28 protein-coding genes and 1 pseudogene are annotated in these 25,911 nt (G+C 63.6%); 12 read left to right on the plus strand and 17 right to left on the minus strand.

Features of this window, described 5'->3' with window-relative positions; all coding sequences use genetic code 11:
* Positions 1–57: 57 nt before the first annotated feature.
* The 5 genes from IYX23_RS11225 to recJ form a co-directional block, all read right to left on the minus strand.
* Complete coding sequence (locus tag IYX23_RS11225; RefSeq protein ID WP_196392802.1) at positions 58–1,128, minus strand: DNA polymerase III subunit delta'; 1,071 nt, start codon at positions 1,126–1,128, stop codon at positions 58–60.
* Positions 1,125–1,799 (minus strand): dTMP kinase, encoded by a 675-nt coding sequence (gene tmk / locus IYX23_RS11230; RefSeq protein ID WP_196392801.1) that lies wholly within the window; start codon positions 1,797–1,799, stop codon positions 1,125–1,127. Before tmk ends, IYX23_RS11225 begins: the two co-directional genes overlap by 4 nt.
* A complete protein-coding gene (locus IYX23_RS11235; RefSeq protein WP_196392800.1) occupies positions 1,796–2,983 on the minus strand; it encodes a D-alanyl-D-alanine carboxypeptidase family protein in 1,188 nt (395 codons plus the stop codon). Before IYX23_RS11235 ends, tmk begins: the two co-directional genes overlap by 4 nt.
* 88 nt (positions 2,984–3,071) lie before the next feature.
* Positions 3,072–4,082 (minus strand): septal ring lytic transglycosylase RlpA family protein, encoded by a 1,011-nt coding sequence (locus IYX23_RS11240; protein ID WP_196392799.1) that lies wholly within the window; start codon positions 4,080–4,082, stop codon positions 3,072–3,074.
* A gap of 277 nt (positions 4,083–4,359) precedes the next feature.
* Positions 4,360–6,156, minus strand: coding sequence for a single-stranded-DNA-specific exonuclease RecJ (gene recJ / locus IYX23_RS11245; protein WP_196392798.1), 1,797 nt, complete (start codon positions 6,154–6,156; stop codon positions 4,360–4,362).
* 295 nt (positions 6,157–6,451) lie between these two features.
* Between recJ and IYX23_RS11250 the strand changes: the two genes are divergently transcribed.
* From IYX23_RS11250 to IYX23_RS11260, 3 genes are read left to right on the plus strand one after another with little or no spacing between them, the layout of a single operon-like run.
* A complete protein-coding gene (locus tag IYX23_RS11250; RefSeq protein WP_196392797.1) occupies positions 6,452–6,880 on the plus strand; it encodes a hypothetical protein in 429 nt (142 codons plus the stop codon).
* A gap of 36 nt (positions 6,881–6,916) precedes the next feature.
* Positions 6,917–7,882 (plus strand): tyrosinase family protein, encoded by a 966-nt coding sequence (locus IYX23_RS11255; protein ID WP_196392796.1) that lies wholly within the window; start codon positions 6,917–6,919, stop codon positions 7,880–7,882.
* A 41-nt stretch (positions 7,883–7,923) separates the two neighbouring features.
* Complete coding sequence (locus tag IYX23_RS11260) at positions 7,924–9,114, plus strand: hypothetical protein (RefSeq protein ID WP_196392795.1); 1,191 nt, start codon at positions 7,924–7,926, stop codon at positions 9,112–9,114.
* 17 nt (positions 9,115–9,131) lie between these two features.
* Here IYX23_RS11260 and IYX23_RS11265 read toward each other — a convergent pair whose 3' ends face one another.
* Positions 9,132–9,821 (minus strand): MarC family protein, encoded by a 690-nt coding sequence (locus IYX23_RS11265; protein WP_196392794.1) that lies wholly within the window; start codon positions 9,819–9,821, stop codon positions 9,132–9,134.
* Between the two features lie 184 nt (positions 9,822–10,005).
* Between IYX23_RS11265 and IYX23_RS11270 the strand changes: the two genes are divergently transcribed.
* Positions 10,006–10,890, plus strand: coding sequence for an aldose 1-epimerase family protein (locus IYX23_RS11270; protein WP_196392793.1), 885 nt, complete (start codon positions 10,006–10,008; stop codon positions 10,888–10,890).
* Positions 10,891–10,920: 30 nt separating this feature from the next.
* The gene (locus IYX23_RS11275; protein ID WP_196392792.1) at positions 10,921–11,952 is read left to right on the plus strand and encodes a cysteine synthase A; all 1,032 of its coding nucleotides are present in this window, start codon (positions 10,921–10,923) and stop codon (positions 11,950–11,952) included.
* On the opposite strand, the gene IYX23_RS11280 is transcribed toward IYX23_RS11275, so the two are convergent.
* Positions 11,949–12,518 (minus strand): hypothetical protein, encoded by a 570-nt coding sequence (locus IYX23_RS11280; protein ID WP_196392791.1) that lies wholly within the window; start codon positions 12,516–12,518, stop codon positions 11,949–11,951. The genes IYX23_RS11275 and IYX23_RS11280 overlap by 4 nt on opposite strands.
* 44 nt (positions 12,519–12,562) lie before the next feature.
* A complete protein-coding gene (gene mobA, locus IYX23_RS11285) occupies positions 12,563–13,177 on the minus strand; it encodes a molybdenum cofactor guanylyltransferase MobA (RefSeq protein ID WP_196392790.1) in 615 nt (204 codons plus the stop codon).
* A gap of 95 nt (positions 13,178–13,272) precedes the next feature.
* Here mobA and IYX23_RS11290 point away from each other — a divergent pair, with 95 nt between their 5' ends.
* The 3 genes and pseudogenes from IYX23_RS11290 (at position 13,273) to IYX23_RS11300 (ending at position 14,935) form a co-directional block, all read left to right on the plus strand.
* Positions 13,273–13,671, plus strand: a complete 399-nt coding sequence (locus tag IYX23_RS11290) for a thioredoxin family protein (protein ID WP_196392789.1) — start codon at positions 13,273–13,275, stop codon at positions 13,669–13,671.
* A 4-nt stretch (positions 13,672–13,675) separates the two neighbouring features.
* Positions 13,676–14,390: pseudogene (locus IYX23_RS11295) on the plus strand (cytochrome c biogenesis protein CcdA).
* Positions 14,391–14,659: 269 nt separating this feature from the next.
* Complete coding sequence (locus IYX23_RS11300) at positions 14,660–14,935, plus strand: DUF1153 domain-containing protein (protein ID WP_014889772.1); 276 nt, start codon at positions 14,660–14,662, stop codon at positions 14,933–14,935.
* Positions 14,936–14,987: 52 nt separating this feature from the next.
* Here IYX23_RS11300 and IYX23_RS11305 read toward each other — a convergent pair whose 3' ends face one another.
* Positions 14,988–15,971 (minus strand): lysylphosphatidylglycerol synthase domain-containing protein, encoded by a 984-nt coding sequence (locus tag IYX23_RS11305; protein ID WP_196392788.1) that lies wholly within the window; start codon positions 15,969–15,971, stop codon positions 14,988–14,990.
* A gap of 148 nt (positions 15,972–16,119) precedes the next feature.
* Between IYX23_RS11305 and IYX23_RS11310 the strand changes: the two genes are divergently transcribed.
* Positions 16,120–16,698, plus strand: coding sequence for a Yip1 family protein (locus tag IYX23_RS11310; protein WP_246716684.1), 579 nt, complete (start codon positions 16,120–16,122; stop codon positions 16,696–16,698).
* On the opposite strand, the gene IYX23_RS11315 is transcribed toward IYX23_RS11310, so the two are convergent.
* From IYX23_RS11315 to IYX23_RS11340, 6 genes are all read right to left on the minus strand, one after another.
* A complete protein-coding gene (locus IYX23_RS11315) occupies positions 16,695–17,162 on the minus strand; it encodes a molybdenum cofactor biosynthesis protein MoaE (RefSeq protein ID WP_196392787.1) in 468 nt (155 codons plus the stop codon). The genes IYX23_RS11310 and IYX23_RS11315 overlap by 4 nt on opposite strands.
* A gap of 1 nt (position 17,163) precedes the next feature.
* Positions 17,164–17,415, minus strand: a complete 252-nt coding sequence (gene moaD / locus IYX23_RS11320) for a molybdopterin converting factor subunit 1 (protein WP_196392786.1) — start codon at positions 17,413–17,415, stop codon at positions 17,164–17,166.
* Complete coding sequence (gene pgsA / locus IYX23_RS11325) at positions 17,412–18,020, minus strand: CDP-diacylglycerol--glycerol-3-phosphate 3-phosphatidyltransferase (protein ID WP_029648861.1); 609 nt, start codon at positions 18,018–18,020, stop codon at positions 17,412–17,414. The genes moaD and pgsA overlap by 4 nt, the downstream gene beginning before the upstream one ends.
* Before the next feature lie 79 nt (positions 18,021–18,099).
* Positions 18,100–18,489, minus strand: coding sequence for a DoxX family membrane protein (locus IYX23_RS11330; RefSeq protein WP_196392785.1), 390 nt, complete (start codon positions 18,487–18,489; stop codon positions 18,100–18,102).
* Positions 18,490–18,501: 12 nt separating this feature from the next.
* Positions 18,502–19,113: a malonic semialdehyde reductase gene (locus IYX23_RS11335; RefSeq protein WP_196392784.1), complete on the minus strand. Its 612-nt coding sequence runs from the start codon at positions 19,111–19,113 to the stop codon at positions 18,502–18,504.
* Positions 19,114–19,130: 17 nt separating this feature from the next.
* Positions 19,131–19,901 carry a hypothetical protein gene (locus tag IYX23_RS11340; RefSeq protein ID WP_246716686.1) on the minus strand — a complete coding sequence of 257 codons (771 nt, stop codon included), beginning with the start codon at positions 19,899–19,901 and terminating at the stop codon, positions 19,131–19,133.
* A 221-nt stretch (positions 19,902–20,122) separates the two neighbouring features.
* On the opposite strand from IYX23_RS11340, the gene IYX23_RS11345 reads away from it, so the two are divergent.
* The 3 genes from IYX23_RS11345 to IYX23_RS11355 all read left to right on the plus strand — a co-directional run bounded on the left by IYX23_RS11345 (position 20,123) and on the right by IYX23_RS11355 (position 24,344).
* Positions 20,123–20,380, plus strand: a complete 258-nt coding sequence (locus IYX23_RS11345; RefSeq protein ID WP_124738230.1) for an acyl carrier protein — start codon at positions 20,123–20,125, stop codon at positions 20,378–20,380.
* A gap of 196 nt (positions 20,381–20,576) precedes the next feature.
* Positions 20,577–22,409: a dihydroxy-acid dehydratase gene (gene ilvD, locus IYX23_RS11350; protein WP_196392783.1), complete on the plus strand. Its 1,833-nt coding sequence runs from the start codon at positions 20,577–20,579 to the stop codon at positions 22,407–22,409.
* A gap of 60 nt (positions 22,410–22,469) precedes the next feature.
* A complete protein-coding gene (locus IYX23_RS11355; RefSeq protein ID WP_196392782.1) occupies positions 22,470–24,344 on the plus strand; it encodes a CHASE3 domain-containing protein in 1,875 nt (624 codons plus the stop codon).
* A 25-nt stretch (positions 24,345–24,369) separates the two neighbouring features.
* On the opposite strand, the gene IYX23_RS11360 is transcribed toward IYX23_RS11355, so the two are convergent.
* The gene (locus IYX23_RS11360) at positions 24,370–25,359 is read right to left on the minus strand and encodes an NAD(P)H-dependent glycerol-3-phosphate dehydrogenase (protein ID WP_196392781.1); all 990 of its coding nucleotides are present in this window, start codon (positions 25,357–25,359) and stop codon (positions 24,370–24,372) included.
* Positions 25,356–25,907, minus strand: coding sequence for a phospholipase D-like domain-containing protein (locus IYX23_RS11365; RefSeq protein ID WP_196392780.1), 552 nt, complete (start codon positions 25,905–25,907; stop codon positions 25,356–25,358). The genes IYX23_RS11360 and IYX23_RS11365 overlap by 4 nt, the downstream gene beginning before the upstream one ends.
* Positions 25,908–25,911: the final 4 nt, after the last annotated feature.

Below are 25,911 nucleotides of genomic sequence, written 5' to 3' on the forward strand. Positions count from 1 at the left end.
TTTGGGAATCGATCAATTTATCTGCATGTGGGCGATTCCGCCCAAATACAGCGTGATCTAGCCGGCTTCGGCTTGCGCGAGCCGATCAAAGATCCCCAGCACCAGCGCGCGCTTGTCGAAATTGAACACCTCGGTTTCCCTGGCGGCGTCGCGAATGGCGTCCCAGGCGCTCGCGTAGCGGGCGAGTCTCGTAGGAGCGGCGCCGGTCTGCGCGAGCGCGCGAACGCGAGAGTCGAGATGGCGCTGCGTCGCGCGCATGAAAGTCTCATAGGCCGCTTCATTGTCGCGGCCGGTGAGCTTGTCGGCCAGCATATGCGCGCCCAGCCAATCGACCTGCGGCAACCTTTCGAAAAGCCGGCGCACGGCGGCGTCGAAGGCGACGCCGTCATCGCCCAGCAGCCGCAGCGCCTCGCGCACGGAGCCCTCGGCGCGCGCCGCGGCGACGAGCAGGTCCGATTCAGGCGCCTGCGACCAGGGGGACCCAAGATTTTTCACGGCGGCGATCGTGTCCTCCGGCGACAATGCGCCGAGCATCAGCTTGCGACAGCGCGAACGGATCGTCGGCAGCATGCGGCCGGGCTGATGCGCGATCAGCAGAAACAGCGAGCGTTGCGGGGGCTCCTCGATGAGTTTCAAAAGCGCGTTGGCGCTGGCGCGATTGAGATCGTCGGCGCAGTCGACGATGGCGATCCGCCAGCCGCCGGTTCCTGACGCCTGATGGAAGGCCTGAATAACCTTCCGCACGTCCTCGATGCGAATTTCCGTGAAATGCTTCTTGGTCTTATCGTTCCAGGCGCGGCGCAGCAAAAAAATGTCGGCAAGCGCCATTGAGGCGATCCGACGCGCCGCGGGATGGCCCGCCGGCACGTCAAGGGCCTCGGCGGACTGAACCGCCGCTGCGGCGGGTTCGGGATGCGCCATGAGAAATCGCGCCAGGCGCCAGGCGAGCGTCGCCTTGCCGACGCCTTCCGGCCCGCCGATGATCCAGGCCTGCGCCATCTTGTTGCGGCGGTAGGCGTCGAGCAATTCATGCTCCGCCTCGGCATGGCCGAAAAGCGCAAGGGTCTGCCGCGGATGCGGGGCGTCGTCGTAGCGATCGCTTTCCGGGTTCCCCTCTTCGCGGCTCATTGCGCGGCTTGTGCGGCGTGCGCAAGGAAGCGGTCGTGAACGAGACGCTGCACCGCGCGCGCGACGTCGTCGATGGTCATGGAAGCGTCAATCACGCAGCAGCGCTCCGGCTCGCTCTCGGCGATGTCGAGGAAGGCCTGCCGCAGCTCCTCGTGAAAGGCCGGCGCTTCGCTTTCGAAGCGATCAATCGCTTCGCCTTGCCGCCGCGACGCCGCCCGTGTGAGGCCTTCGTGCGCCGGAAGATCGAGCACGATCGTCAGATCCGGCCGCCTATCGCCGACCGCCGCTCTTTCGAGCAGCGCCAGAGTCTTGGCGTCGACGCCGCCACGCGCGCCCTGATAGGCGCGAGTCGAATCGGCGAAGCGGTCGCACAGCACCCATGCGCCGCGCTTCAAGGCGGGCGCGATCAAGGTTTCGACGTGATCGGCGCGCGCCGCCGAGAACAGCGCCGCCTCGGCGAGCGGACCGAGCGGCGCGGCGCGTCCCGTGAGCAGGAAAACGCGCAGCTTCTCGGCCTTTGGCGTGCCGCCGGGCTCGCGCGTCGTCACAACCTCGAAGCCGCAGTCGCGCAAATGTTCGGCGAGCCGGGCAAGCTGCGTCGACTTGCCGACGCCCTCGCCGCCTTCGAAGGTGATGAAGCGGCCTTTTTCGGGCGTCGCTTGGAAGGTCATTTCTTGCCGGAGAGTTTCTGGTGAATCGCCGCAGCGGCGGATTCGTAAATAGCGTCGAACGCGCGCCGTGGCAGCGACCCCTGCTCGACAGATTCCGCAGTCTGCAGCGGCTGCTCGAGCACAACGGAGTTTCCGCGCTTCACTTCGAGGCGTCCAACCGTTGCGCCCGCCTCGACCGGCGCCAGCACAGGGCCTTCGTAAACGATCTTGCCCATCAGCCGCTCGTTGGCGCCGCGCGGCAGCAGCACCTTGATGTCCTCTTTCGCCGTCAGCTCGACAGAGCCCTTCGTTCCGCCATAGACCTGCGCAGGCCCGATGCTTTCGCCGGCCTTGAACAGTTCCTTCTCTTCGAAGTTGCGGAATCCCCATTGCAGCAGCTTGCGCGCCTCGTCGGCCCTCTCCTTCGGAGTCTTTGCGCCGTAAACGGCGACGATAAGGCGTCTGCCTTCCTGCGTGGCTGAGCCAACTAGTCCATAGCCGCTGTTCTTGTCGATATTGCCGGTTTTCAGCCCGTCGGCGCCGACGCTCATCGTCAGCAGCGGATTGCGATTCTGCTGACGAATCTTGTTCCAGGTGAACTCCTTTTCGCCGAAATAGCCATAGAACTGCGGATAGGTCTTGATGATATGCGCCGCGAGCTTCGCCATTTCGCGCGCCGTCACCTTTTGATCGGGACCGTCCATGCCCCAGGGGTTGCCGAAGCGCGATTTCACAAGGCCAAGCTCGTCCGCGCGTTTGTTCATCCGCATGACGAAGGCTTCTTCCGAGCCCGCCAGACCTTCCGCAAGCGTAATCGCGGCGTCATTGCCGGACTGGATCACGAGACCGCGAAGGAGATCCTCGACGCGCGCGCGACTGTTGAGCGCAAGGAACATCGCCGATCCGCCCGCCGGCGCCCCGCCGGTGCGCCAGGCGTGCTCGGAAACGGTGAATTCGTCGTCAAGATGCAGTCTGTCCTCGGCCAAGGCCTGGAAGATCAGTTCCGCCGTGAGAATTTTCACCGTCGAAGCTGGTTTCTGGTAGTCGTCCGCGCCCTTCTCGAACAGGACGGTGTTGGTGCCGGCGTCGATCAGAATCGCGCTCGGGACGCTCGTTTGAAAATTCTGGGCGCGCGACGGCGCCGCGCCAAGCGCACACAATGCGAAAAGCGTCAGAATAAGGTGCAGCCCGGGAAATTTCGGCAAGACGCGCTCCCGTATTTACGCCGCAGCGCGGCAAGCCGGGAGAAGATGGCGCGCGACGCCGAAAATTGCAATCACGGCGTGGGGTCGCTCAGTTCGTTCGAACCGAGGAGTTCAGCGCCTGTCGGATGGCGTTGTGAGTGGAAGCTTGACGGACGCCGAGATGCGCGGGCCGCACTGGCGGCAGCGGCGCCACGACTTTCTTGGCCTTCTGGGTCGAAGCGACGGGTTCTTCGTCGATGCTGGCTTGCTCCCGCAAGGGAGGCAGGGGCGCGTCGCTGTCCTGCCTGGCATAGGCCCGCATCTGATCATCTGACGCCTGCCCATTCTCATAGGCGACGCGCGCCGCGAGTTCGGCGACTTCCGCCCTTTCATCGTAGCGCGTCGCACGCGCCGGGTCCTCATTCGCCGCGGTCATCACCGGCGCAGGAGCGTCGAACTGCGCCGGTTGGCCATCGTCGCGCAGGGTCGCAAGCAATTTTTCGTCGTCGTCTCCCTCGAGATCGGCGCGCCCGACCCATTCCACTTTGACGCGCGTCGTGCCGACGCCATGAAAATCAAGCGCTTGCGCCACGCGCTGGGAGACGTCCATCACGCGTCCGCCATGATAGGGTCCGCGATCGTTGACGCGCACCACGATCGAACGGTCATTGCGCAAATTGGTGACCCGCGCATAGCTCGGCAGCGGCATCGTGGGATGGGCGGCGGAAATTGACGCCCTGTCGAATATTTCGCCGTTGGCGGTGCGTCGCCCATGGAAATCCGAGCCATACCAGGAAGCCGTTCCTGTCGCCCTATAGGGCTTCTCGCTCGGATAATAGGTTCGGCCGGCGATCTTATAGGGCTTGCCGACCATATAGGCGCCGCCGCCCTTCGGCACTTCTTCGCCCTCAGCAATCACCCGTGGACTGGGACGCACCCCATAACGCGGGTCAATCTGCCCGAATCCGCCGAGGCCGGCGCTTCTATGCGATCCCGTGGTCGAAGAGCACCCGGCGAGCGCGCCGAGACAGACAAGAGGCAACAGTTTGGAAAAGATGATTGAAGAGCGAACCAAAGGACGCGGCGGATGAGCAACGCTTTTGAAGACGACAAATCGCATCCAGACGGTCCTTGCCACCAAACTTCGATTCGCCGCCGACGGCACCGAAAAACGCCCCACAAGCGGCGGCGCTTCCTTCATTTCGACGCGGCGCGGAACCGCCGCGCGGTGCGACCCGCGGAGTGTCTCGTTGATGTGTGAAGTTGTCGTTAAACGCAGTTACGCTGGCGTCAGCAGGCGTCGCGAATGAGACCAAAATGCGACACATGCCCTCCAAATGCGCACACGCATCGAGATTGAAAACAGATGTGGCCTTGGCGCCACAGTCTTCTCGGCTTTATTGAACGCGCGCGAGGTCGACGATTCGCGTCTCGACGCGCTCTATGCCGCGAAAGACATTGCGAGACAGTTTCGCCGCGACGTGAAGTTGTGCGCCGTCTCCCCTCAGTAGGGCTTCGCCCAGCGGCGACTGTACGGCGCGAAAGGCGATGGCGTCGACCGTCGCGCCGTCGCGCGAGCGCAAGCGGGCGCGCACATGATCGGCCCCAACCGTCTGGGCGAACGTGACCTGCTGCTCAGGCAGAGCGAACAAGGGCTCGGGGTTGCCCTGCCCGAATGGCCCTGCCCGCTCCACCCGTCGCAGCAGTTCAAGGCACACCCCTCGGCCGGCGACTGCCGCGTCGACAACCAGCGCATCGTCAAGACGCGCGGCTTCGACGGACGCCTCAAGCGCCTCATCGAGAAAGGCGCGAAAGTCGTCGATCTTGCCCTTGGCCAAAGTCACGCCGGCGGCCATCGCATGCCCGCCCCCCTTGACCGCCAGGCCCATTTCGACCGCGCGCCGCACGGCGGCTCCAAGGTCGACGCCACTTAAACTTCTACCTGAACCTGTTCCATATTGCCCATTAAAAGCAATAACAAATGCTGGTAAGTTAAAGCGTTCCTTGAGGCGTGACGCGATCAGTCCGACAACGCCCGGATGCCATTCCTGGCCGTGCACGACCAGACAGGACAGCCGGTTGGACCCGGCTATTTGCGCTTCCGCCTCGGCGACCGCCTGCTCCAGAATCATCCTTTCGACGACCTGTCGTTCGTCATTCAGCCGGTCCAGCTCGAGGGCGATGCGACGCGCTTCGGCGCCATCGGCGAGGGTGAGAAGCCTTGCGCCGAGGCCCGCGTCGCCGATCCGACCCCCGGCGTTAATCCGCGGCCCCAGCGCGAAGCCAAGATGGTTGGCGCGTGGCGGCCCATCCAGACGGGCGGCGTCCATCAGCGCGGCAAGCCCCGGACGGGATCGCGCCCCCATCACCATCAGACCCTTGGCGACGAGCGCCCTGTTGAGCCGCGCCAGCGGCGAGACGTCGGCGACCGTCGCCAGGGCGACGAGATCGAGCGCGGCGAGAAGATCCGGCTCTGGTCGATCATCGCTCCACCAGCCGCGCGCGCGCAGCGTCCTCGACAATCCGATGAGGACAAGAAAAACGACCCCCGCCGCGCAGAGCGCCCCCTGCCCCGAAAGGTCATCGAGCCTGTTGGGGTTGACGACCAGCGCGTCCGGCAGGACTTCCGGCGCCTGGTGATGGTCGAGAACGATGACATCGAGGCCAAGCGCCCGACCGACGGCGAACGCCTCGTGACTTGAGGTCCCGCAGTCGACGGTGATCAGCAGAGTCGCGCCCCGCGCGGCGAGATCGCGGATCGCCTCGACGTTCGGCCCATAGCCCTCGATGATCCGGTCGGGAATATGGAGCAAGGGCTCCGGCGCGCCGGCCGCGCGCCAGAAGTCGATAAGCAGCGCCGAGGAGCAGGCGCCGTCGACGTCATAGTCGCCAAAAACGGCGATCTGCTCGGACTTTTCAATCGCCTCCGCGAGCCGGTGCGTTGCGGCGTCCATGTCGCGCAGCGACGAGGGGTCGGGCAGAAGATCGCGCAGCTTGGGATCGAGATAGCCGGCGGCGTCGGCGACCGTGACGCCGCGCCCGGCGATCACCCGCGCAAGAAAATCGTCGATGCCATGCGCCTGGGTCAGCGCAAGCGCCTGCGCCTCGCCTCTGGCGTCGAGCCGCCCGCGCCAACGTCGGCCGAGCACCGAACGCTCGACCCCAAGAAAGGCGGGAACCATCGAATCGGACATGGATGCCTCAAAAGATTCGCTAAGCGTCGGCGGCGAGCGACGCAAGCTGCTCCGTCGACCATGGCGGCGGAAATGTCCGAGCGGCCCAAATCATTTATCAATCATAGCGCCTTGGGAAATTCACTTGACATCGCTGTCCATTGGCGACGTCATATTCTCGGTGGAAAATTTTCGATCCAATCCGTTTTGATGAGGCGAAGGTTCGGCTGAAGTCTTTAAATTTTTCGGGTACTTAAGAGTTCCTTCGCGCCACGGCTGCAGCAGATTGCATAAAAGAAATTGAGCGGAGACCCTTATGGAGAGCAAGAAGCTCGAGACGGGCGCCGCCCCTCGCAAACTCGGCGACTATCTCACGCGGGCGCGCGATAAAGCGCCTGCGCATGCCGGTCATGGCGCGGTCGGCGCTCAGTCCGTGCGCAAGGACAGCTATCGCGGCCATGAGATAGAAATCGTCACGACGTATAAGATCTTGGTGGATGGAAAAAAGGTTCGCGCGCCGCTCGGCGTTGACGCGTCCGGCCAGGTTCATTGTCATTCATTGCCGAACTACCAGACCGCGTCGGCGGTCGACATGGTGCGGGCGCTGATCGACGGCTTTCCCGAGGAGTTCGAGCGAAAGCCGGCCCGGAGCAAGAGCCGCCCTCCAGCACGCCACAAGCGCCGGCCCGCCCCTGCGCGCAAAAGCAAGCCTGCAGCGAAGAAAGGTTCAAGACACGAGCATTGATTTTTCAGGCGAACATTGATTTTCAGGAGAGAGACGATGGCCGTCGTCCGAAGCAATATTTCAACGAACCCAGGGATTCGCGATCAATACATTGAGGGCGTCAAACTATTAAAAAAAGAGGCGTCCGGCCGAACGACCGATGAATTCGGCATTCCTGGCGCCGCGCGCTCAGTGAGCACCTACGATCTTTTCGTGGTCTGGCACGTCACCGCCATGATGATTGAGACGCCGCCAGGAAATCCCGCGCAGCGGAACGCGGCGCACCGCGGGCCAATTTTCGCGCCATGGCATCGCGTGATGCTGATGGTCTTCGAGCAGAACCTCCAGCGGGTTCTGAACGACACGAATTTCGGCCTGCCCTATTGGGATTGGGCGGAAGACGGCGACTTGCCGCCACAGCAGCAGCGCGCTGCTGCTGTGTGGGGCGCTGACTGCATGGGCGGTGAGGGAAATCCGGTCTCAACCGGCCCCTTCGCCTTCCGTCAAGACGATCCCTCCGCGTTCAGAGTGCGCATCTCCACGAATATCTCCGGAGAGTTGCGTTCGGTGAACCGCGGCCTCCGACGCGCCTTCGGCGTCAGCACGGATGCGCTGCCGAGAACGGCGCATGTGACGAATGCGCTGGCGCTGTCGACCTATGATTCGCCCGGTTGGGACGCCGACGTGAACAGCTTCCGTAATCGCGTCGAAGGGTGGATGAACGACGACGGCGCGTCCGCCACCTCGATGCACAATCTCGTCCACGTCTGGGTGGGCGGAGAGATGCTGCTCGGCTCCTCGCCCAACGATCCGGTTTTTTTTCTCAATCATTGCAACATCGATCGCCTCTGGGAGAGCTGGATGTCCCGCAATGGGCGCGTCTACGTTCCAGATATGGTCGCGGGCGCGGACCTCAAGGGACACCGCATCGACGATCCGATCAGCTCGCCGCTTGGTCGCAGCGCGACGCCGCGCGAGACGCTCGATGTGAGTGAAATTTACGAATACGACGCGCTCATTTGAGCGCCACAGTTTATTGAATTTCAATTGAATTCGGATCGGCGATGGCGCTTAAATCCACTCATATCGTTTTCGTGCATGATTTCTTCGGCTGGGGGCCTCAAGAGTTCGGACTTCCCTATTGGGGCGACGCGCTCGATGAGATCGGCGAACCCTTCGCGGTTCACGAGGCGAAGGTAGGTCCGGTCAGCTCCTTTCACGACCGCGCCTGCGAGCTTTTCGCTCAGATTGCCGGCGGACGCGTGGACTATGGTGCCCGGCATAGCGATGAGGCCCGCCACGCCCGCTATTCGCGGGAATATACAGAGCCTTTTGCGCCCGAGTGGTCGGCGGAAAACCCGGTGATCCTCGTCGGCCATGGCGCAGGCGCCCAGACGGCCATGCAGTTGCAGGCGCTGCTCGCCAGCAATTTCTGGGGGCAAGGGACAAACGCTGGCTGGGTCGAAGGTGTGGTCAGCGTCGCCGGCGCCATCAACGGCTCATTGCTGCCCTACGGCTTCGGCTGTGACCGTGAAGACGGACGGCTCAAGCGCAGGCCGAGCCGGTTCATTGCGGAGTCGTTCAATTTTCTCGGAATGGCCGCCGGCGTGCCGAGCGCCATGCGCAAGCCCTTCGATCTCCACCTCGACCAATGGACCGACGGCGAAGTTGACCCGAAAACGGCGATGGCGCGCCTGGACGCCGGCGCCTTCGTTGCCGGCGAGGACAATCTCGCCTTCGACATGACGCTGCAGGGCTGCCGCAAGGCCAACGCCCGGTTCAAATCGCATCCGGGCACCTATTATCTGTCGCTGGTGACCAACGCCACACATGTTCGGGCTTCGGGCTTTTTCAGCAGGACCTGGCGGCCCGACCCGACGATCCATCCCATTCTCTGGCAGCCGGCGCTCTATCAGGCGCTTGAGGCCAGCTTCGCCAAGGCGCCGATCGTCGGCTGGGGCGGCGGCGACCTTTCACTGCCGCAGTGGCGGCCCAATGATGGCGCGGTGAGCGTCATCTCGCAGAGATATCCCTTTACGGCGCGGGAAGAGCCGGTGGGAGGCGAAGGCGTCTTCAAACGCCAAAGACTCAAGCCGGGGCGCTGGTATTACGAATATCTCGACAAGGCCATCGGCCAGCGGTTCGACCATTTCGACGCGGTCGTCGGCGCCCGGCTCAAACCATGGGTGCCCGGACTGCGCGACGCGCATCGGGAGATCTATCTGAGGCTCGGCGAGACCTTGCGCAGCCTCTAGCCTTGCACGAAGAGCGGCTAATGCAAGCCGCCAAAGCCTGCCGACCGAAGCGCGTCCATGACGCCATTGAAGATCAACGACACGCCCATCGCCGAGACGAAGAAGCCGACGATCCTGGTCGCCGCGTCGATTCCCAGCGGCCCCAGCGTTGTGGTCAACCGCGTCGCGAAGGCGAGGCAGGCGTAAGTGACGCCCACGGCGAGAAAGATTGCGCCGAGAATGACGCCGAACGCCAACGCCTCGTGGGAAGAGTGCTCCACCGTGGCCATCATCCCGAGCACGGTGGCGATCGGGCCGGGGCCGATCATGAGCGGCATCGCAAGCGGCATGAAGGCGATATTGCCCGTCGATCTGGCGAACGCCGGCGTTCCGTCGCCGTCCGACGAGGGTAAAAAAAGCTCAAAGCCGATCTTCATCAGCACGATCCCGCCGGCGATGCGCACCATGCTGAGCGAAACGCCGAAGATTTTTAAGATCACCGCGCCAAAGAACAAGAAGAAGAGGATCAGCAGCAGCGCATAGAGACAGGACATGAAGGCCACGCGACCGCGCTCCTGGTTGCTCTTCTCGCGCAGGAGCAACAGGAAGACCGGGAGCACCTCAAAGGGATTGATGACCGCCAGCAGCGTCGTGAACGTCGAGAAAAAGAGCGTCAACTCGGTTCTGAAAACTCCGGCGCCGATGTCCGAGACGAGACTGCTGTTCATTAGGCCTTCTCATTGGCGTTGCGCGGCGCCAACATGCGTGGCGGGTGTGGCGGCGCGACCTTATTGCGGCGGGCGCCGCCGCTCAAGCGCCGCACTGGAGGATCGCGCTGATTTTGTCAGCATGCGCTTCGAGCTGATTTTCGAAGCATGCGCTTGGACTTGTGTCCGACGATGGAATTGACCCATGACCGACGCGATTCAGCTCACCCATTCCTCCGGCGACGGCGCGGAGGTCCTGGCTTTCGGCGCGGAGCTTTTGAGCTGGCGCGCGCGGGAAGTCGACATGATCTGGGCGAAGAACCCTAAGGTCTGGGACCAGACCGCGCCCGTGCTGTTTCCTGTCGTCGGCTGGACGCGCGACGGCCGCGTGCGCGTCGACGGCGAGGCCTATCCGCTTGCGCTCCATGGCTTCGCCTGGAAAAAGCGCTTCGACGTCGCCGAGCGGCGCGACGACTATTTGCGCCTCGCGCTCGTTGACGACGCCGAGACCCGCGCGCTCTATCCCTTCGCCTTCCGGTTCGAAGTGGAGTTCCAGCTTCGCGCCGGCGCGCTCGAAAATGCTCTCATCGTGACGAACGCCGACTCGCGGCCCCTTCCCTACGCCTGCGGCTTGCATCCCGCCTTTCGCTGGCCGCTCGCCGGCTCTTCCTCGCCGCATGCGATCATATTCGAGAAGGCCGAGCGGGCTGAAGTTCCCATCATCGGACCGGGCGGGCTTTTCTCGAAGCCCATTCGCGAAACGCCGCTTGTCGGCCGGCGACTGCCGCTCGAACCGGAAATGTTCACGCGCGACGCGCTGTGCTTTCTCAATCTTGCGAGCCACGGCCTCGTTTTCGACAATGGCGAAGGCGCGCGTCTTTCCGTCACGCTCGACGATTTCCCCCATGTCGGATTTTGGACGCTGCCGCCCGCCCCCTATCTGTGCATAGAGCCTTGGACGGGGCATGGCGATCCGGACGACTTTTACGGCGATCTCTACGAAAAGCCCTCGATGCGAATTCTGGCGCCGGGCGCGCAGGCGCGGCATGGCGCGATTTTCGCCTTTGAGCGGGAGCCGCCGGTCGGCTAGGAACGAACCGCCACTCGCCAGGAATCATAAATGCCCGTCGCCTCCAGCGTCATCGAAGCCATCGGGCGCACGCCGCTCATTGAATTGCACGCCGCCTCGAAGGCGACCGGCTGCCGCATTCTCGGCAAGGCCGAATTCATGAACCCTGGCGGGTCCGTCAAGGACCGCGCGGCGCTGTCCATCGTCGAAGACGCGCGCGCGAAAGGATTGCTGAAGCCGGGAGGGGTCATCGTCGAAGGCACCGCCGGCAACACCGGCATCGGGCTCGCCCTGGTTGCGAACGCGCTCGGCTTTCGCACGGTGATCGTGATTCCCGAGACTCAGAGTCAGGAAAAGAAGGACATGCTGCGCCTGCAGGGCGCGCAGCTCGTGGAAGTGCCGGCGGTTCCCTACGCCAATCCCAATAATTATGTGAAGCTTTCCGGCCGCCTCGCGGAGCGCCTCGCCAGCGAAGAGCCGAACGGCGCCGTCTGGGCCAACCAGTTCGACAATGTCGCCAACCGCGTCGCCCATCTCACCACCACCGGACCCGAGATCTACGAAGCGCTGGAGGGCGCGGTGGACGCCTTCATTTGCGCCTGCGGCACCGGCGGCACGCTCGCCGGCGTCGGCATGGCGCTCAAGGAGAGAAATCCGGATGTGAAGATCGGACTGGCTGATCCTTTCGGCGCGGCGCTCTATTCCTATTATACGACCGGCGAATTGAAGACTGAGGGCTCATCCATCACCGAAGGAATCGGCCAGGGCCGGATCACCGCCAATCTCGAGGGCGCGCCGGTCGACGTCGCCTATCGCATCCCCGATGACGAGGCGCTGCGCATCGTCTTCGATCTCGCCGAGCAGGAGGGCCTGTTGCTGGGCGGCTCTTCGGGAATCAACATCGCGGGCGCCATCAGGCTGGCGCGCGACATGGGCCCCGGCAATACGATCGTGACCGTGCTGTGCGACGGCGGTGCAAGATACGCCTCAAAGCTCTTCAACGCCGACTTCCTGCGCAGCCAAAACCTGCCGACGCCGCCCTGGCTCGAAGGCGCCGTCAAGATGGATCCAGGCTTCGTTTAGCCCTCGATCGGTTCCGCAGGCGCGGGGGACTCCACGGGCTCGGCTTCGCGCTGCGGAACGAAATTCTCGCGGCGCACGAAGAGCACTTTTCGCAGCTCTGTCTCCCCGATCAGCTTGGCGAATTCGCGGAAGCCAAAGAACGGGATCAGCGCGGCGAAGGTGACAAGTCCGACCGAGAGGAGCGTGCGCAGATTGTGGAGGTCCACGGGGTCATGGTCGGCATGGGCCGGCCAAAAATGCTCCAGCAGCGCCTGTTCGATGACGTCCATGCCGATGAGCAGCAGACCGAACAGCAGCGACTTGGCCAGAATCGGCACGATTAGCGGCTTTTTATCAAAGACGCGCCAGATGCCAAACTTGTTGGCGACAAACAGCACCTTCGCGAAAGCAAGCGCCTTGGCGGCGGCGAAGCCCTGATGCTGCACGATATGCGCTTGCGACAGGACAACCGATTTGTGCACGCCGAGCACGGCGAGCAGGAACCACACGTAGAGGAACACCGGGTAAAATGCCCTGGCTTCCTCTTTCACCTTGCTCGTCAATCCCTTTTTTGTCTGCTCGCTCATGTCCCATCCTGCGCCGGATTCTCGAGGCGGTCGGCCTCGACAATTTAGCTGCGCGACTCCTCCTTGGCTATCGCCTCCGCGCGCGCCAGATCCTCAGGTCGGTTGACGTTGAAGAAAGGGTCGTAGGGCTCGATCGGCCAATCGACGACCGCATTCGCATACCGCCCGATGAAGGCCGACACTCTGCGCTCGTCTTCCGCAACGAGCGCGCGCCGCAAATCCTCGCGCAGCGCGACCGGCCACAGCGCGACGACGTGATGAGTTCGCCCGTTCGACGCGGCGACGGCGATCGTCGCGCCTGCATGCGTGTGGGCGGCTTGAAGTCGCGAGAGGAGATCGGCGGGCAGAAACGGAGTGTCGCCCGGCGCGCTCAGCACATGCGCCGCGCCTTTCGCGGCGCCAAAGTCCATGCCGGCGAGAACGCCGGCGAGCGGTCCCGCGAAACCTTCAACACTGTCGCAGATGATGGGCAGTCCAAAAGCGGAAAAGCGTCCGGGGTCGCCGTTGGCGTTGATCGCGAGACGCGCGCATTGCGGCTTCAGGCGGTCGACCACATGCTGAAGGATCGGTCGGCCGGCGATCTCGACGAGCGGCTTGTCGCCCCCGCCCATGCGCCGCGCCAACCCGCCGGCGAGGATGACGCCGATGCAGTCGTTCATGCGCTGTCCGATTTGGTTTCAAGGAGGGGCGCCATTATGTTCGTTCATAATCCTGAGCGCCGCTCGCGCAAGGGGTAGCCTATCGAGGGAAGCACATGATCTCGCGTCGCCGACTCGCCGTTTCCGCCTTTCTTTTCGCTTCCGCGATCCTTTATTCAGCCGCGCCCGCTGGCGCCGCGGAACAGAGTTTTACGCCGCAGGCCTTCGCCGCCGCGCAAACGGCCGGCAAATCGATCATCGTGCATGTCTATGCCCCGTGGTGTCCGACCTGCCGCGCGCAGGAGCCGGCGGTGCAGCGCGTCGAAGCCGACCCGAAATATGCAGACGTCGCCATGTTCCGCGTCGATTTCGACAGCCAGAAGAGCGCTCTCCGCACGCTGAAGGCCAACCGGCAAAGCACGATCATCGTCTTCAAAGGCGACAAAGAAGTCGGGCGCTCTGTCGGGGTGACCGATCCGGGCGCAATTTCGGCGCTGCTCTCAAAGGCTCTGTAAATCGATGGATGCGAGTGCGCTTGGCGCCTTCGGCGTCGCCTTTGTCGCCGGCCTGTTGTCGATTTTGTCGCCCTGCGTCCTCCCGCTTCTGCCTTTGGTGCTCGGCGCCGCGGCGGCGGAGCATCGCTACGCGCCGGCGCTTCTGGCGATTGGCGTCGCCCTGTCCTTCGTCGCGATCGGCCTTTTCATGGCGACGATCGGCTTCGCCGTCGGCCTCGATGGAGATTCGCTGCGGCTCGTCGCGGCGGCTTTGCTGATCGCATTGGGCGTGATCCTGCTTGCGCCTGAGCTGCAGGCGCGCGTCGCCGCCGCCGGGGGCCCGATCAGCGACAGGTTGAGCGCGGCCTTTGGCGCCGGGGCTCGCGGCGGAATGTTCGGTCAGTTTGGCGTCGGCCTACTGCTTGGCGCCGTTTGGAGCCCGTGCGTGGGCCCGACGCTCGGCGCCGCATCGGTGCTCGCGGCGCGCGGTCGCGGCGACGATGGCCGCGTTCGGTCTCGGCGCGGCCGCGCCGCTGATGTTGCTTGGAGCCCTCTCGCGGCAAGCGATGGCGCGTTGGCGGGACCGGCTGCTGACCGTTGGGAAACAGGCGAAGCAAGCGCTCGGCGCGTCGCTCGTCCTGATTGGCGTGTTGATCGTCTCAGGCTACGACAAGACGTTGGAGACGGCGCTTGTCACGGCTTCGCCAGAATGGTTGACGCAGTTAACGACGCGTTTTTAGCGCTTCGCCAAATCAATACGGTTGATGCTCGAGATGCTTACCTTGCCGCGTCAGCGCAAGACGCTCGACGCAAGCAAATCCAGGCAAAAGCCTAAGCGGCTTTGGTATTGGCGGTTGCACGGTCGGCGCGCCAAGTCTCGTAACGCCGCATATTCCTAAAATTTAGTTTATTTTCCATTGCTTATAGAGCCTATCCGTTTAGGCAATTCTTAAAGCGGCGCCTCTATAAAGACGCTACAACGTGGCTGTTTGAGTAGCGAGTGAGTGAGATGACCGAGACGCACCGTCCCCGTGTCAAATATGTCATCGGTCCCGATGGCAGTCCGCTGACCATTGCGGATTTACCCCCCGCTTCGACCAAACGCTGGGTGATACGGCGCAAGGCGGAAGTGGTGGCGGCGGTGCGCGGCGGCCTGCTCTCACTCGACGAAGCCTGCAGTCGCTACACGCTGACGGTGGACGAATTCCTGAGCTGGCAGATGTCGATCGACCAGCACGGCCTCGCCGGACTGCGGACCACGCGCCTTCAGCAATATCGCATGTGAACGCGGCGACACGCCGAGACGTTCGAAACGCCGGTCCGCGATGGCCGGCGTTTTATTTTTGAGGCTGTTCCTCTATCCGGCGCCAGCGCTCGACGAGTTTCTTGCGTTCGAAAAGCGCGACGACGACGAGCGCGATCAGCAGCGGAACGATGAGATAGAAGAGGCGCCAGACGAGCAGCGCCGCCAAGACCTTCAGCCGCGGCACATCCGGCATGACATTGATGAACAGCAGCTCGAAAACGCCCAGCCCGCCCGGCGCATGGGACACCAGCGCCGCCGAAAAGGACAAGAGAAACGCGCCGAGCACGACCAGAAAGCCAGGATTGCCCTGCTCCGGCAGCGCGAAATAGATGATGCCGGCGGCGCCGATGAGCTCCAAGGGAGCCGCGAAGAGCTGGCGCAGCATGATGCCGGGGCGCGGATAGAGAATCTCGAAACGCCCGAACAGCCGGATTGCGCGGAAATGCATGAGCGATCCGAGAATGTAGACAACGACGAAGGCCAGGCAGGACAAACCGACGACAAGCGCTGTGCTCGGGTTTGTAAGTATGTCCGGAAGGAAGCCCGACAGTCTTTGCATGAGCGCGGGGTCATAGGTCAGCAAAAGGCCGGCGAGCAGCACGTTGCCGAATCCGAACGTGTAAGAGCACAACACCACCAGCGTGGCGACCTGCGTCGCCGTCAGTCCCTTAGTGGAATAGGCGCGATAGCGCACCATGGCGCCCGAGAAAACGCTTGCGCCGATGTTGTGCGACAGGGCGTAGGTCGTAAACGAACAGACCGAGATAAACAGCCAGTTGATGTGTTTGACGCCCAGGTGCAGGAGCGCGATGCGATCGTACCAGGCGAGCGCCGCATAGGCGACAAGAGTCGACAGGCCCGCGAACAGATAGCGGCTCGTCGGAATGGCCTGAAGATTGGCCCAAACCTCGGCGCCGACCGATTCTCCTTTGAATTCGTGATAGAGAAGGAAAAAAGAGGCGACGACCGCGACAAGGCCGACGAGCGGCCAAAAATATTCCAGCAGTTTTCTCATGCGGCCCGTCGCGTTAGATTTCACCGTGGATCATCAAACCGGCCGCAGCTGGCCGCACTCTCCCTCGCATGGAGGACCCGGCGCCCGCAAGCCCGGCTCCATGACCGCCTCGGTAATTAGCGCTTGCGGCAAATCAATGGAGGCCGGAATGCAGTTGCTATCGCGGATCAAGGGCTTAATCCTCGCGCCGCAGAGCGAATGGGCAAAAATCTCCGAAGAGGGGACGTCCGTCCTCGATCTCTATCGCAATTATATTGCGATGTTGGCGCTTCTTCCGCCGTTCGCGAGCTTCTTCAGCTCGTGGCTTTTCGGTTTTTCCCACGGCGCGCAGGGGATCATGCACCCGACGTTCGCGGGCGGGCTTTATCGCGCCTTCGTTCAGTATCTGCTGAGCCTGCCGGCGTTTTTTATCGTCGCCTTCGTCATATCGGCCATTGCGCCGCATTTCGATGGGAAGACCGACGACCGCCGCGCTCTGATGCTGACCGCCTATTCGTACACGCCGGTCTGGCTCGCCTCGCTGTTTGGCCTGATTCCGGGCCTGCGATGGCTGGACGTGCTCGGCTTCTATGGAATCTATGTTTTTTCCGTCGGGCTGCCGACCATGATGCGCGTGCCAAAGGAAAACCTCGACGTTTTCACGCTCGCGACGCTGTTTCTGGTCGTCGCGACCGTCGCGCTCCACGGGTGGGTCGTGCATCTGATCGCGCCGCAGCAGCTGATCTAGCGCCAGCGGTCCGCAGCCGCATCATCCTCGGATTTCGCGTTGACCCAGTCGCCGGGCGCGCCATCCGCGCGCCGTTCCTTTTTCCAAAAGGGCGCGCGGGTTTTGAGAAAATCCATCAAAAACTCGGCGGCGGCGAAAGCGTCCGCGCGGTGGCGCGCCGCCGCGAGCACCAGAACGATCTGTTCGCCCGGTTGGATGCGGCCGAAGCGGTGAATGACGGTCAAGGCCTGCAAGGGCCATCGTTCGAGCGCATCATCGGCCACGCGACAGATCTCGGCCTCAGCCATTCCGGGATAATGTTCGAGCTCCAAAGCCTCGAGCGCGCCGTCCTCGTCCCTGCAGAGGCCCACGAAACTGACAAGCGCGCCGATGTCACGCCGCCCCCGCGTCAGCAGCGCCTGTTCCCGCCCGAGGTCGAAATCCTCCGCTTGCACGCGCACCGCCGGAGTCGGCCGCGGCGCCATCTCAGCCGCCCGTCATCGGCGGGAAGAAGGCGATCTCCCTAGCTGCGCCGATTGGCGCGTCGGGCGCCGCATGCATCTTGTCGAGGGCCGCGCGGATCGTCGCCGGGTTGGCGAAAGCGGCCGCATATCCCTCGCCCCGCGCCGACAGCCAGTCGATCAGCTCACGGACCGTGACAACTTCACGCGGCGGCGCGATCTCCTCTTCCGCCAGACCGATGCGCTCGCGCACCCAAGCGAAATACAGCGCCTTCATGCCGCCTCGTCTTCTCCGAAGTGGTTCCACGCCGACTGCAGGTAGTCGAACCCGGTGTACAGCGTCAGAATCGCCGCGGCCCATAAGAGCGCCGCGCCGATCTTGACCGTGCCGGGGAGAACGACTTCGCCGGCCGGTCCGGCGATCAGAAAGCCCAGCGCCACGAGCTGCGCCGCAGTCTTCCATTTGGCGATGGCGGAGACAGGCAAGCGCACCTTGAGCTCGGCCAGGTGCTCCCGTAACCCCGACACGAGGATTTCGCGGCACAGGATGATGATCGCCGCCCAGATCGTCCAGCCAGCGACCGTTCGATCGGCGACAAGCGCCATCAGGGTCGTCGCGACGAGCAATTTGTCCGCAATGGGGTCCAGCATCCGCCCGAGCGGCGACTGTTGCTGCCAGATCCTGGCGAAATAGCCGTCGAGAAAGTCCGTCACCCCGGCGGCGATGAAGATGCCGAGCGCGCCCCAGCGCGCCCAATGCTCCGGAAAGCCAAGGAGCAACCCCGCCACCACCGGGACGGCGGCCATGCGGCCATAGGTCAGCAGATTAGGCAGCGCCAAGGCTTGGGACCGACGCTTGGCGGTGAGGGCCGTCTGGGACATACCGCAAGGGAATATGGCCCCCGTCCCCAATGTCAATAGAAAGGGCGTCGCCGCCGGGAATCGCTTGCGGAAGGCGGAGTCACTCGCGATCGATCGCGAAGGCGCCGGGCCCGGCCGCGGCAAAGAACAGAAACACGAAGCAGTAGAGCGCGGCGAGCTCTCCCTTGTTGAGGAGCGGCCACAAATCCTGGCCGGCGTGGAAAAAGAAATAGGCGACCGCCATCTGACCCGAAAGAATGAAGGCGACGGGCCGAGTGAAGAGGCCCAGCAGCAGCAGCAGGCCGCCGAAAAGCTCGAGGACTCCGGCCGCGCCCAACAGCGAGAACAGCTTCATACCGTCGAACATCGCGACATGTGGGACGCCGAAGAGCTTGGCCGCGCCATGCTGCATGAACAGCAAAGCGGCGGCGATGCGCAGCAGTCCCTGCGCGTGCGGGGCGAAGCGCTGGGGAATGATTCGCAGGGTCATAAAATTGGCCTCCTAAAGAATAGTGGCGATTTCCTCACAAGCGAGCCGCGGACCGCGAGGATAGAGCTTTGCGGGATCACCGTATCCGATGTTGATCAGAAAATTCGACTTTATCCGCGTTCCTTGGAAGAATTCCGCATCGACCTTCGCCCTGTCGAACCCGCTCATCGGTCCGCAATCGAGACCCACCGCGCGCAGCGCGAGGAGGAGATAGGCGCCCTGCAGCGAGCCGTTGCGGAAGGCCGTCTCCTCAATCAGCGTCTCATTGCCGACGAACCAGGACCGCGCGTCCGTCGCCGGATAAAGGTGCGGAAGGCTCTCCGCGAAATCCAGATCATAGGCCACGATTGCGGTGGCGGGCGCGGCCATGGTCTTCGGACGATTGGCGTCTGACATCGCTGGCGCGAGCCGGGCCTTCGCCTCCGGCGAGCGCACGAAAATTATGCGCATCGGCGAGCAGTTGGCGCTTGTCGGGCCCCATTTCGCGTAATCCACGGCGAGTTCGAGCAGGCTGTCCGGCACGTCTTTGGCAAGCCAGCCATTGTGGGTCCGCGCCCCCGTAAAGAGCTGCTCCAGCGCTTCGGGCGCAACCGCGCTCGCGGCCTGCCTGTCGGTCGTCGTCATCGCATTCCCCGCAGCGTTCAGATGTCGCGCCCCTCGACGTCAATATGCAGGCGCTCCTCGATTTTTTGAAGCGACTCCTGCTGGGGCGAGATCGCGAGCGACTTCCGATAGGCCGCGAGCGCCCCCCTCTTGTCGCCGATCTTCTCCTTGAGCGCGCCAAGAGCGGCGAGCGCGTCAAAACGCTTCGGCTCAAGCATCGCCGCGGTCTCGAGGTCGGCGATCGCGCCGCTGTCGTCCCCCTGCTCCGCCCGCACCTTGGCGCGCTGAACATAGCCCTCCGTCCATTGCGGCGAGAGGGCGACCACATAGTCGAGAAGCTTCAGGGCGAGAGGCGGCGCGCCGGCCGCCTCCGCCGCGAGGGCGCGCGCCACAAGCAGATCGATCGTGTCCGATTCCGAACGCGCCCAGCGGCTGACGATCGCCGCTGAAACGCCCTTCGCCTCCCGCTCGTCTTCGGCCTGCTCGAGGCGAAGATAAAGCCGCGCCATCTCTTCGGCGCGCTGCTGGGCGGGGTCCTTGGGCGGTGGGGGCGGCGCCGCGGCGGCCGGCGCGCGCCGCTCCGGATCAAGATCGCGTCCGCCTTGTCCGGGGCCGAGCGCCCGGGTTCCGGGCGGCAGCGGAATCCTTCCAATCCCTGGAATGAAAAGGAACTCGCCCTCCTCCTCCCCAAATGATTCGACCGATGGCGTCTCCGACGCCTGCGCCAGCACGAAACCGGCCGGCAGGGCTCCAAGAAAGACCAAGATCGTCAGCGGAAGAAGCAGCGGCGTTCGCATTGCCGCTAACATAGCGCAGGTCAATAGAAACGGCCACAGCGCGGCGCACAGCGGTGAATTAGATTAACCATTTGTAAGCCACGACTCCGCGTATGCGCGGCGAATTCATCCTGCGTTCAGGCGAGGCGCCCGAATCCTTGGCGCGCTAGTTAAGGTTGTTAGGAAACCCTCGCGCTTATCGCGACAACAACGCTGCAGCCCGCCTCAACCGCGGAGCTCCTGGAGTTGGATCGATGATTGATACGATACGCCGTTTGCTGCAAGAGCACGGCCGTCTGCATACCCCCGTGGAACATCTGTCGGATTCGGACGATCTCTACAGCGCAGGGCTGACGCCCTTTGCCGCGATCCGCACGATGCTCGCGCTGGAAGAAGCGTTCGACGTCGAGTTCCCGGTCTCCATGCTCCGGCGGCAAAGCTTCGCTTCGATTGCCGCCATTCGAGACTGCGTCAGCAAATTGGCGCCGTCGGCGGAGCGCCGCGCTGCTTAAGCAGCGCGGGTTTTAGGTAGGGTCTACGCCAAACTCGCGGCCACGCTGACCGGGTCCCGCCTGGCGCACGCGCAGGGCGAAACATCACGAAAGCCGCGGCTTCGGCTGGTCCAACCACAGTTGCGGCGGCTCGTTCGCTGCGATAGTCGTCTTTGGAAAGGCTCGAATGACGAGCCTTCGCGACGGCGAGAGTTCAATGCCTCCTTATCGTTCACGCACGACGACCCACGGCCGCAACATGGCCGGCGCGCGCGGCCTCTGGCGCGCGACAGGCATGAAGGAGGAGGACTTCGGCAAGCCGATCATCGCGGTCGCCAATTCCTTCACCCAATTCGTTCCAGGCCATGTGCATTTGAAGGATCTCGGCCAGCTCGTCGCCGCCGAAATCGAAAAGGCCGGCGGCGTCGCGAAGGAGTTCAACACCATCGCGATCGATGACGGCATCGCCATGGGCCACGACGGGATGCTCTATTCCCTGCCCTCCCGCGATCTCATCGCCGACAGCGTTGAATTCATGGTCAACGCGCATTGCGCCGACGCGCTGGTCTGCATTTCGAATTGCGACAAGATCACGCCCGGCATGCTGATGGCGGCGCTGCGCCTCAACATTCCGGCGGTGTTCGTTTCCGGCGGCCCGATGGAGGCCGGCAAGGTGGTGCTCGCTGGCAAGGAGCACGCGCTCGATCTTGTCGATGCGATCATCGCCGGCGTGGACGACTCGGTCAGTGAAGCGGACGTCGCCACCATCGAGCGCTCCGCCTGTCCGACCTGCGGATCTTGCTCCGGCATGTTCACGGCGAACAGCATGAACTGCCTGACCGAGGCGCTGGGGCTGTCGCTTCCCGGCAATGGATCGACCCTCGCGACCCATGTGGATCGCCGGCGGCTGTTTGTCGAAGCCGGCCATCTCATCGTTGATCTCGCGCGCCGCTACTATGAGCAGGACGACGAAAGCGTGCTGCCGCGTTCGATCGCGAGTTTTGAAGCTTTCGAGAACGCCATCACGCTCGACATCGCCATGGGCGGCTCGACCAACACCGTGCTGCATCTTCTCGCGGCGGCGCACGAGGCGCAGGTCGATTTCACGATGGCCGACATCGACCGCCTGTCGCGGCGGGTGCCGGTGCTGTGCAAGGTCGCGCCTTCCGCGCCCGACGTTCATCTTGAGGACGTGCATCGCGCCGGCGGAGTCATCGCGATCCTTGGAGAATTGCTGCGCGCCGGTCTGCTGCACGGCGAGCTTCCGACCGTCCACAGTCCTTCGGTCAGCGACGCCGTGGGACGCTGGGACATCGCCGTCACGCAGAGCGAGACCGCGCGCACATTCTTTCGCGCCGCGCCGGGCGGCGTGGCGACGCAAGTCGCGTTCAGCCAGGACCGCCGCTACAAGGAGCTCGACGCCGACCGCGAAAAAGGCGCGATACGCGACGCGGCGCACGCCTTCTCCAAGGATGGCGGCCTCGCCGTGCTCACGGGCAATCTTGCCCTCGACGGCTGCATCGTGAAAACGGCCGGCGTTGACGATTCGATCCTGAAATTCGCCGGCCCCGCCAGGGTCTATGAGAGTCAGGACGCGGCGGTGTCGGCCATTCTGACAGGCGACGTAAAGGCCGGCGACGTGGTCGTCATCCGCTACGAAGGCCCGCGCGGCGGACCCGGCATGCAGGAAATGCTCTATCCGACGAGCTATCTGAAATCGAAGGGGCTCGGCAAAGTCTGCGCGCTGGTGACGGACGGAAGATTTTCCGGCGGCACGGCCGGGCTTTCGATCGGCCACGTCTCTCCCGAAGCGGCCGAGGGCGGCGCGATCGCCTTGGTCCGGGACGGCGACAAAATCGAAATCGACATTCCGGCGCGCCGGATTACGCTCGCCGTTAGCGAAGACGAACTGGCGACGCGGCGCGCCGAACAGTCCGCGAAGGGCTTCGCTCCGGCCAAGCCACGGCCTCGCAAAATCACGACGGCGCTGCGCGCCTATGCCTCAATGACGACGAGCGCGGCCAAAGGCGCAGTGCGACAGGTCCCCTGACTTTCGCATTCAGGAGGTGCGTCGTAGAGTGGCGCGCGTCCATCCAGTCGCCGGAACAAAATGTCTCCGACACGTAAACTCGTCGCTTCTGGACTGTTTGGCATAGCGCTCGGATTCGCGGTGCTTGCGCTCGCCAGCTATGTCGCCCTGCGCGCCGAATTGCAGCGCCGTGAAGCCGGCGCATGGCTGCGCCACACCATTCAAGTGCAAAACGATCTCTATCAGCTTTACGGATTGTTGCAGGCCGCCGAGAGCGGACAGCGCGGTTTTATCATCACCCAGGACGAACGCTATCTGGACGCCTGCTTCGAAGCGACGCGCAAACTGCCTGTGGTCGTCGACCGGCTTTCAGAGCGCGTAAGAGACAATCCCAAGCAGCTCGAGGCAGTCGCGGAAATGCGGCCGCTGCTTGGCGAAAGGGTCGCGATTATCGATGAGGCGATCGCCGATATGCGCGCGCTCCGAGTCGACAACGCCGTTCGGCTCGTCAAGTCCGGGCGCGGAAAGGCGCTGATGGACCGGCTCCACGCCATCATCGACAAGATGACTGAAAATGAACAAAACTTGTTCGATAAGCGAGAGCGCGAACTCAACGCCGCCGGCGGCGAATTCGACGCGGCCGTGTGGGCGATCGGCGGCATCATCTTCGCGCTTGCCGCATTTTCATTTCTCAATGCGCAAAAGCAGATGCATGCGCTGCAAACCTCTCGCGACTCGTTGAAGACCGCCTACGACCAGCTGATTGGGGAAACGACGCGCCGCGAAGCGCTCGAGTCGCAGTTGCGGCAGTCGCAAAAACTCGAAGCGCTCGGCCATCTGACCGGCGGCATCGCGCACGACTTCAACAATATGCTCGGCGTCATCGTCGCGAGTCTGCATCTGTTGCGGCGAAAGCTTACGAACGCGAACGAGGATTGCATTCAACTGATCGATTCAGCGATGGACGGCGCCGATCGCGCCGCCGCCATGGTTCGCAGGCTCCTCGCCTTCTCTCGCCGTCAGCCTTTGTCGCCGCGTCCGCTCGACCCCAACAAATTCGTCTCCAGCGTCTCGGACATGGTGCGCCGCGCTCTCGGCGAAAAGATCGAACTCGAAACCGTTCTCGCCGGCGGCCTGTGGGCGACGAAAATCGATCAGCACGAATTGGAAAGCGCCATCGTCAATCTCGCGGTCAATGCGCGCGACGCCATGCCGGACGGCGGCAAGCTGACGATCGAGACGGCAAACTGCTATCTTGATGACGCCTACGCCAGTGAAAACATCGAAGTGACCCCTGGCCAATATGTGATGATCGCCGTGACCGACACTGGTCAAGGCATGCCGCCCGAGGTCTTGTCGCAAGCGTTCGATCCGTTCTTCACCACGAAGCCAGCAGGCAAGGGCACCGGACTCGGCCTTTCGCAGGTCCATGGATTCGTCAAGCAGTCTGGCGGCCAGGTCAAAATCTATTCCGAACCCGGACGCGGAACCTGCATCAAGCTCTATCTGCCGCGCTTCAATAACGTCGAAGCGCCCGCCGAACTGCCGCTTCGGCCGCCTCGACCTCTCGAACTTCCGCTTGGAAGGCCGGAAGAACTTGTGCTGATCGTCGAAGACGACGACACGGCGCGCCGCGTCACCGCGCAAGGCGTGCGGGAATTGGGTTATTCGGTTCTGGAGGCCGAGAACGGACGCGCGGCGATCGACATCATTCGCCGTCGCCCCGACATCGCGCTGATGGTCACGGATGTGGTTATGCCCGACATGGACGGCGCCCGTCTTGCGCGCGAGGCGGTGTTTCGCAGACACAGCCTGCGCGTTCTGTTCATCACCGGCTATACGCGCAACGCGATCGTGCACAACGGCGTTCTTGACAAGGACGTCAAGCTGCTCACCAAACCGTTTACTTTGGAGCAGCTGGCGATAAAGATGCGCGACATCCTGGACTCGAAGTAGCGAGCGTTCGTTGCGGCGCTGACCATCAGTCTTCGGCTTTAAGGGGGCGCATCAGCAGCGCTTCGATGGCGCCGTCAACGCTCAGCCGCGCGGAGAGAATGGCGTCGACGGCTTCAGCGATCGGCAACTCGACGTCATGCGCGCGCGCCATTTCAACTAACACGCGCGCCGTAAATGCGCCTTCCGCAAGCTTGCCATGCGTGGCGTCTTCCACCGACTGTCCCTGCCCCAGCGCTTCTCCGAGCGCAAAGTTGCGCGACTGCGACGATCCGCAGGTGAGCACGAGATCGCCCAATCCGGAAAGCCCCATCAATGTTTCCTGACGCGCGCCCAACGCGCGCCCCAGACGCATCAGTTCGGCAAATCCGCGTGCGATGAGCGCCGCCTGCGCGCTCGCGCCGAGCCCGCGGCCGTGGCTCATTCCTGCGGCGATGGCGAGAACGTTTTTCGCTGCGCCGCCGATCTCGGCGCCGCGCACGTCGGTCGAGCGATAAAGCCGAAACGTCTTCGTCGAAAGCTCTTCACTCAGGCGTCGGGCCAGCGCTTCGTGATGCGCCGCAAGAGTCACCGCCGTCGGCAATCCTCTGCATACGTCCGCCGCGAAGCTTGGTCCCGAGAGCACGGCCACGTCCGCCTGGGGCAGTTCTTCGCTCGCGACTTCGCTCAGGAATTTGCGCCGGTCGCGTTCGATCCCCTTGGCGCAAATCACAAAGGCGGCGCGCGCGCGCAAATGCGGCCGCGCGGCGCGCGCAGTCATGCGGATCGCCTGCGCGGGCGTGACGGCGAGCACGATGTCCGCCTCACGTAAAACGGAAATGTCGCTCGTCGGCGCGACGGCGGCGGCGAGCGGCAGACCCGGCAATCGGCGCGTATTCTCACGGTCGCGCGCCAGGGCGTCGGCGGCTTGAGGGTCATGCGCCCATAAGGGCACCCGCGCGCGGCCTTGCGCGGCGACATTGGCGAGCGCGACGCCCCAGGCGCCGGCGCCGAGAACGGCGACAGTCGCGCGCGTCATCGCACGCCGATCCGCTGATTGTCCGGACGCGACCACAGCCGTTCAAAAGTCTGATGAAACCGCGCCGCGGCCTGTGGGCTCTCGATCACGATCAGATCATTGTCCTGATAGACTTCGCCGGAGACGCTGAAATTGGCGGAGCCGCTGCGCAAGACGCGACCGTCCACCTGATATGATTTCAGATGCATCAGATCGCGCGCGCGGCCCTTTCGGCGCACTTCGACGTTCGGGGCGCCGGCGATTTCCTCGATCACAGATGCGCCGCGCCCCATCTCCTCCCCATCGAGATAGATCCGCACCTTGACGCCGCGCATGGCCGCGCGGCCGAGCGCCGTCGTCAGAGAGCGGTCGGTCAGAACATAGGCGGCCATGTCGATCGAGCGGCGCGCGTCATTGATCAGCCGCGCGTCGACAGCGCCGAAACCGTCGCCAGGCCCGTAGAGCACGCGCACGCCCGCGAAGGTCGGCTCTTCGGCGAGCAGTCCCGCCGGTTGCGGCGTTGGCGCAAGCGTCATCGCGGCAAGCGCCGCAGAAAATAGGAGCCGCATCGAA

It is taken from the genome of Methylocystis sp. L43 (assembly GCF_015709525.1).
In the GTDB taxonomy this organism is placed as follows: Bacteria; Pseudomonadota; Alphaproteobacteria; order Rhizobiales; family Beijerinckiaceae; genus Methylocystis.

Bases quoted from the DNA above. Each gene is read 5' to 3' on its own strand.
- IYX23_RS11225 (WP_196392802.1), bottom strand. From the start codon at position 1,128: ATGAGCCGCGAAGAGGGGAACCCGGAAAGCGATCGCTACGACGACGCC.
- tmk (WP_196392801.1), bottom strand. From the start codon at position 1,799: ATGACCTTCCAAGCGACGCCCGAAAAAGGCCGCTTCATCACCTTCGAA.
- IYX23_RS11240 (WP_196392799.1), bottom strand. From the start codon at position 4,082: ATGCGATTTGTCGTCTTCAAAAGCGTTGCTCATCCGCCGCGTCCTTTG.
- recJ (WP_196392798.1), bottom strand. From the start codon at position 6,156: ATGTCCGATTCGATGGTTCCCGCCTTTCTTGGGGTCGAGCGTTCGGTG.
- IYX23_RS11250 (WP_196392797.1), top strand. From the start codon at position 6,452: ATGGAGAGCAAGAAGCTCGAGACGGGCGCCGCCCCTCGCAAACTCGGC.
- IYX23_RS11255 (WP_196392796.1), top strand. From the start codon at position 6,917: ATGGCCGTCGTCCGAAGCAATATTTCAACGAACCCAGGGATTCGCGAT.
- IYX23_RS11260 (WP_196392795.1), top strand. From the start codon at position 7,924: ATGGCGCTTAAATCCACTCATATCGTTTTCGTGCATGATTTCTTCGGC.
- IYX23_RS11265 (WP_196392794.1), bottom strand. From the start codon at position 9,821: ATGAACAGCAGTCTCGTCTCGGACATCGGCGCCGGAGTTTTCAGAACC.
- IYX23_RS11270 (WP_196392793.1), top strand. From the start codon at position 10,006: ATGACCGACGCGATTCAGCTCACCCATTCCTCCGGCGACGGCGCGGAG.
- IYX23_RS11275 (WP_196392792.1), top strand. From the start codon at position 10,921: ATGCCCGTCGCCTCCAGCGTCATCGAAGCCATCGGGCGCACGCCGCTC.
- IYX23_RS11280 (WP_196392791.1), bottom strand. From the start codon at position 12,518: ATGAGCGAGCAGACAAAAAAGGGATTGACGAGCAAGGTGAAAGAGGAA.
- mobA (WP_196392790.1), bottom strand. From the start codon at position 13,177: ATGAACGACTGCATCGGCGTCATCCTCGCCGGCGGGTTGGCGCGGCGC.
- IYX23_RS11290 (WP_196392789.1), top strand. From the start codon at position 13,273: ATGATCTCGCGTCGCCGACTCGCCGTTTCCGCCTTTCTTTTCGCTTCC.
- IYX23_RS11300 (WP_014889772.1), top strand. From the start codon at position 14,660: ATGACCGAGACGCACCGTCCCCGTGTCAAATATGTCATCGGTCCCGAT.
- IYX23_RS11305 (WP_196392788.1), bottom strand. From the start codon at position 15,971: ATGAGAAAACTGCTGGAATATTTTTGGCCGCTCGTCGGCCTTGTCGCG.
- IYX23_RS11310 (WP_246716684.1), top strand. From the start codon at position 16,120: ATGCAGTTGCTATCGCGGATCAAGGGCTTAATCCTCGCGCCGCAGAGC.
- IYX23_RS11315 (WP_196392787.1), bottom strand. From the start codon at position 17,162: ATGGCGCCGCGGCCGACTCCGGCGGTGCGCGTGCAAGCGGAGGATTTC.
- moaD (WP_196392786.1), bottom strand. From the start codon at position 17,415: ATGAAGGCGCTGTATTTCGCTTGGGTGCGCGAGCGCATCGGTCTGGCG.
- pgsA (WP_029648861.1), bottom strand. From the start codon at position 18,020: ATGTCCCAGACGGCCCTCACCGCCAAGCGTCGGTCCCAAGCCTTGGCG.
- IYX23_RS11330 (WP_196392785.1), bottom strand. From the start codon at position 18,489: ATGACCCTGCGAATCATTCCCCAGCGCTTCGCCCCGCACGCGCAGGGA.
- IYX23_RS11335 (WP_196392784.1), bottom strand. From the start codon at position 19,113: ATGACGACGACCGACAGGCAGGCCGCGAGCGCGGTTGCGCCCGAAGCG.
- IYX23_RS11340 (WP_246716686.1), bottom strand. From the start codon at position 19,901: ATGTTAGCGGCAATGCGAACGCCGCTGCTTCTTCCGCTGACGATCTTG.
- IYX23_RS11345 (WP_124738230.1), top strand. From the start codon at position 20,123: ATGATTGATACGATACGCCGTTTGCTGCAAGAGCACGGCCGTCTGCAT.
- ilvD (WP_196392783.1), top strand. From the start codon at position 20,577: ATGCCTCCTTATCGTTCACGCACGACGACCCACGGCCGCAACATGGCC.
- IYX23_RS11355 (WP_196392782.1), top strand. From the start codon at position 22,470: ATGTCTCCGACACGTAAACTCGTCGCTTCTGGACTGTTTGGCATAGCG.
- IYX23_RS11360 (WP_196392781.1), bottom strand. From the start codon at position 25,359: ATGACGCGCGCGACTGTCGCCGTTCTCGGCGCCGGCGCCTGGGGCGTC.
- IYX23_RS11365 (WP_196392780.1), bottom strand. From the start codon at position 25,907: ATGCGGCTCCTATTTTCTGCGGCGCTTGCCGCGATGACGCTTGCGCCA.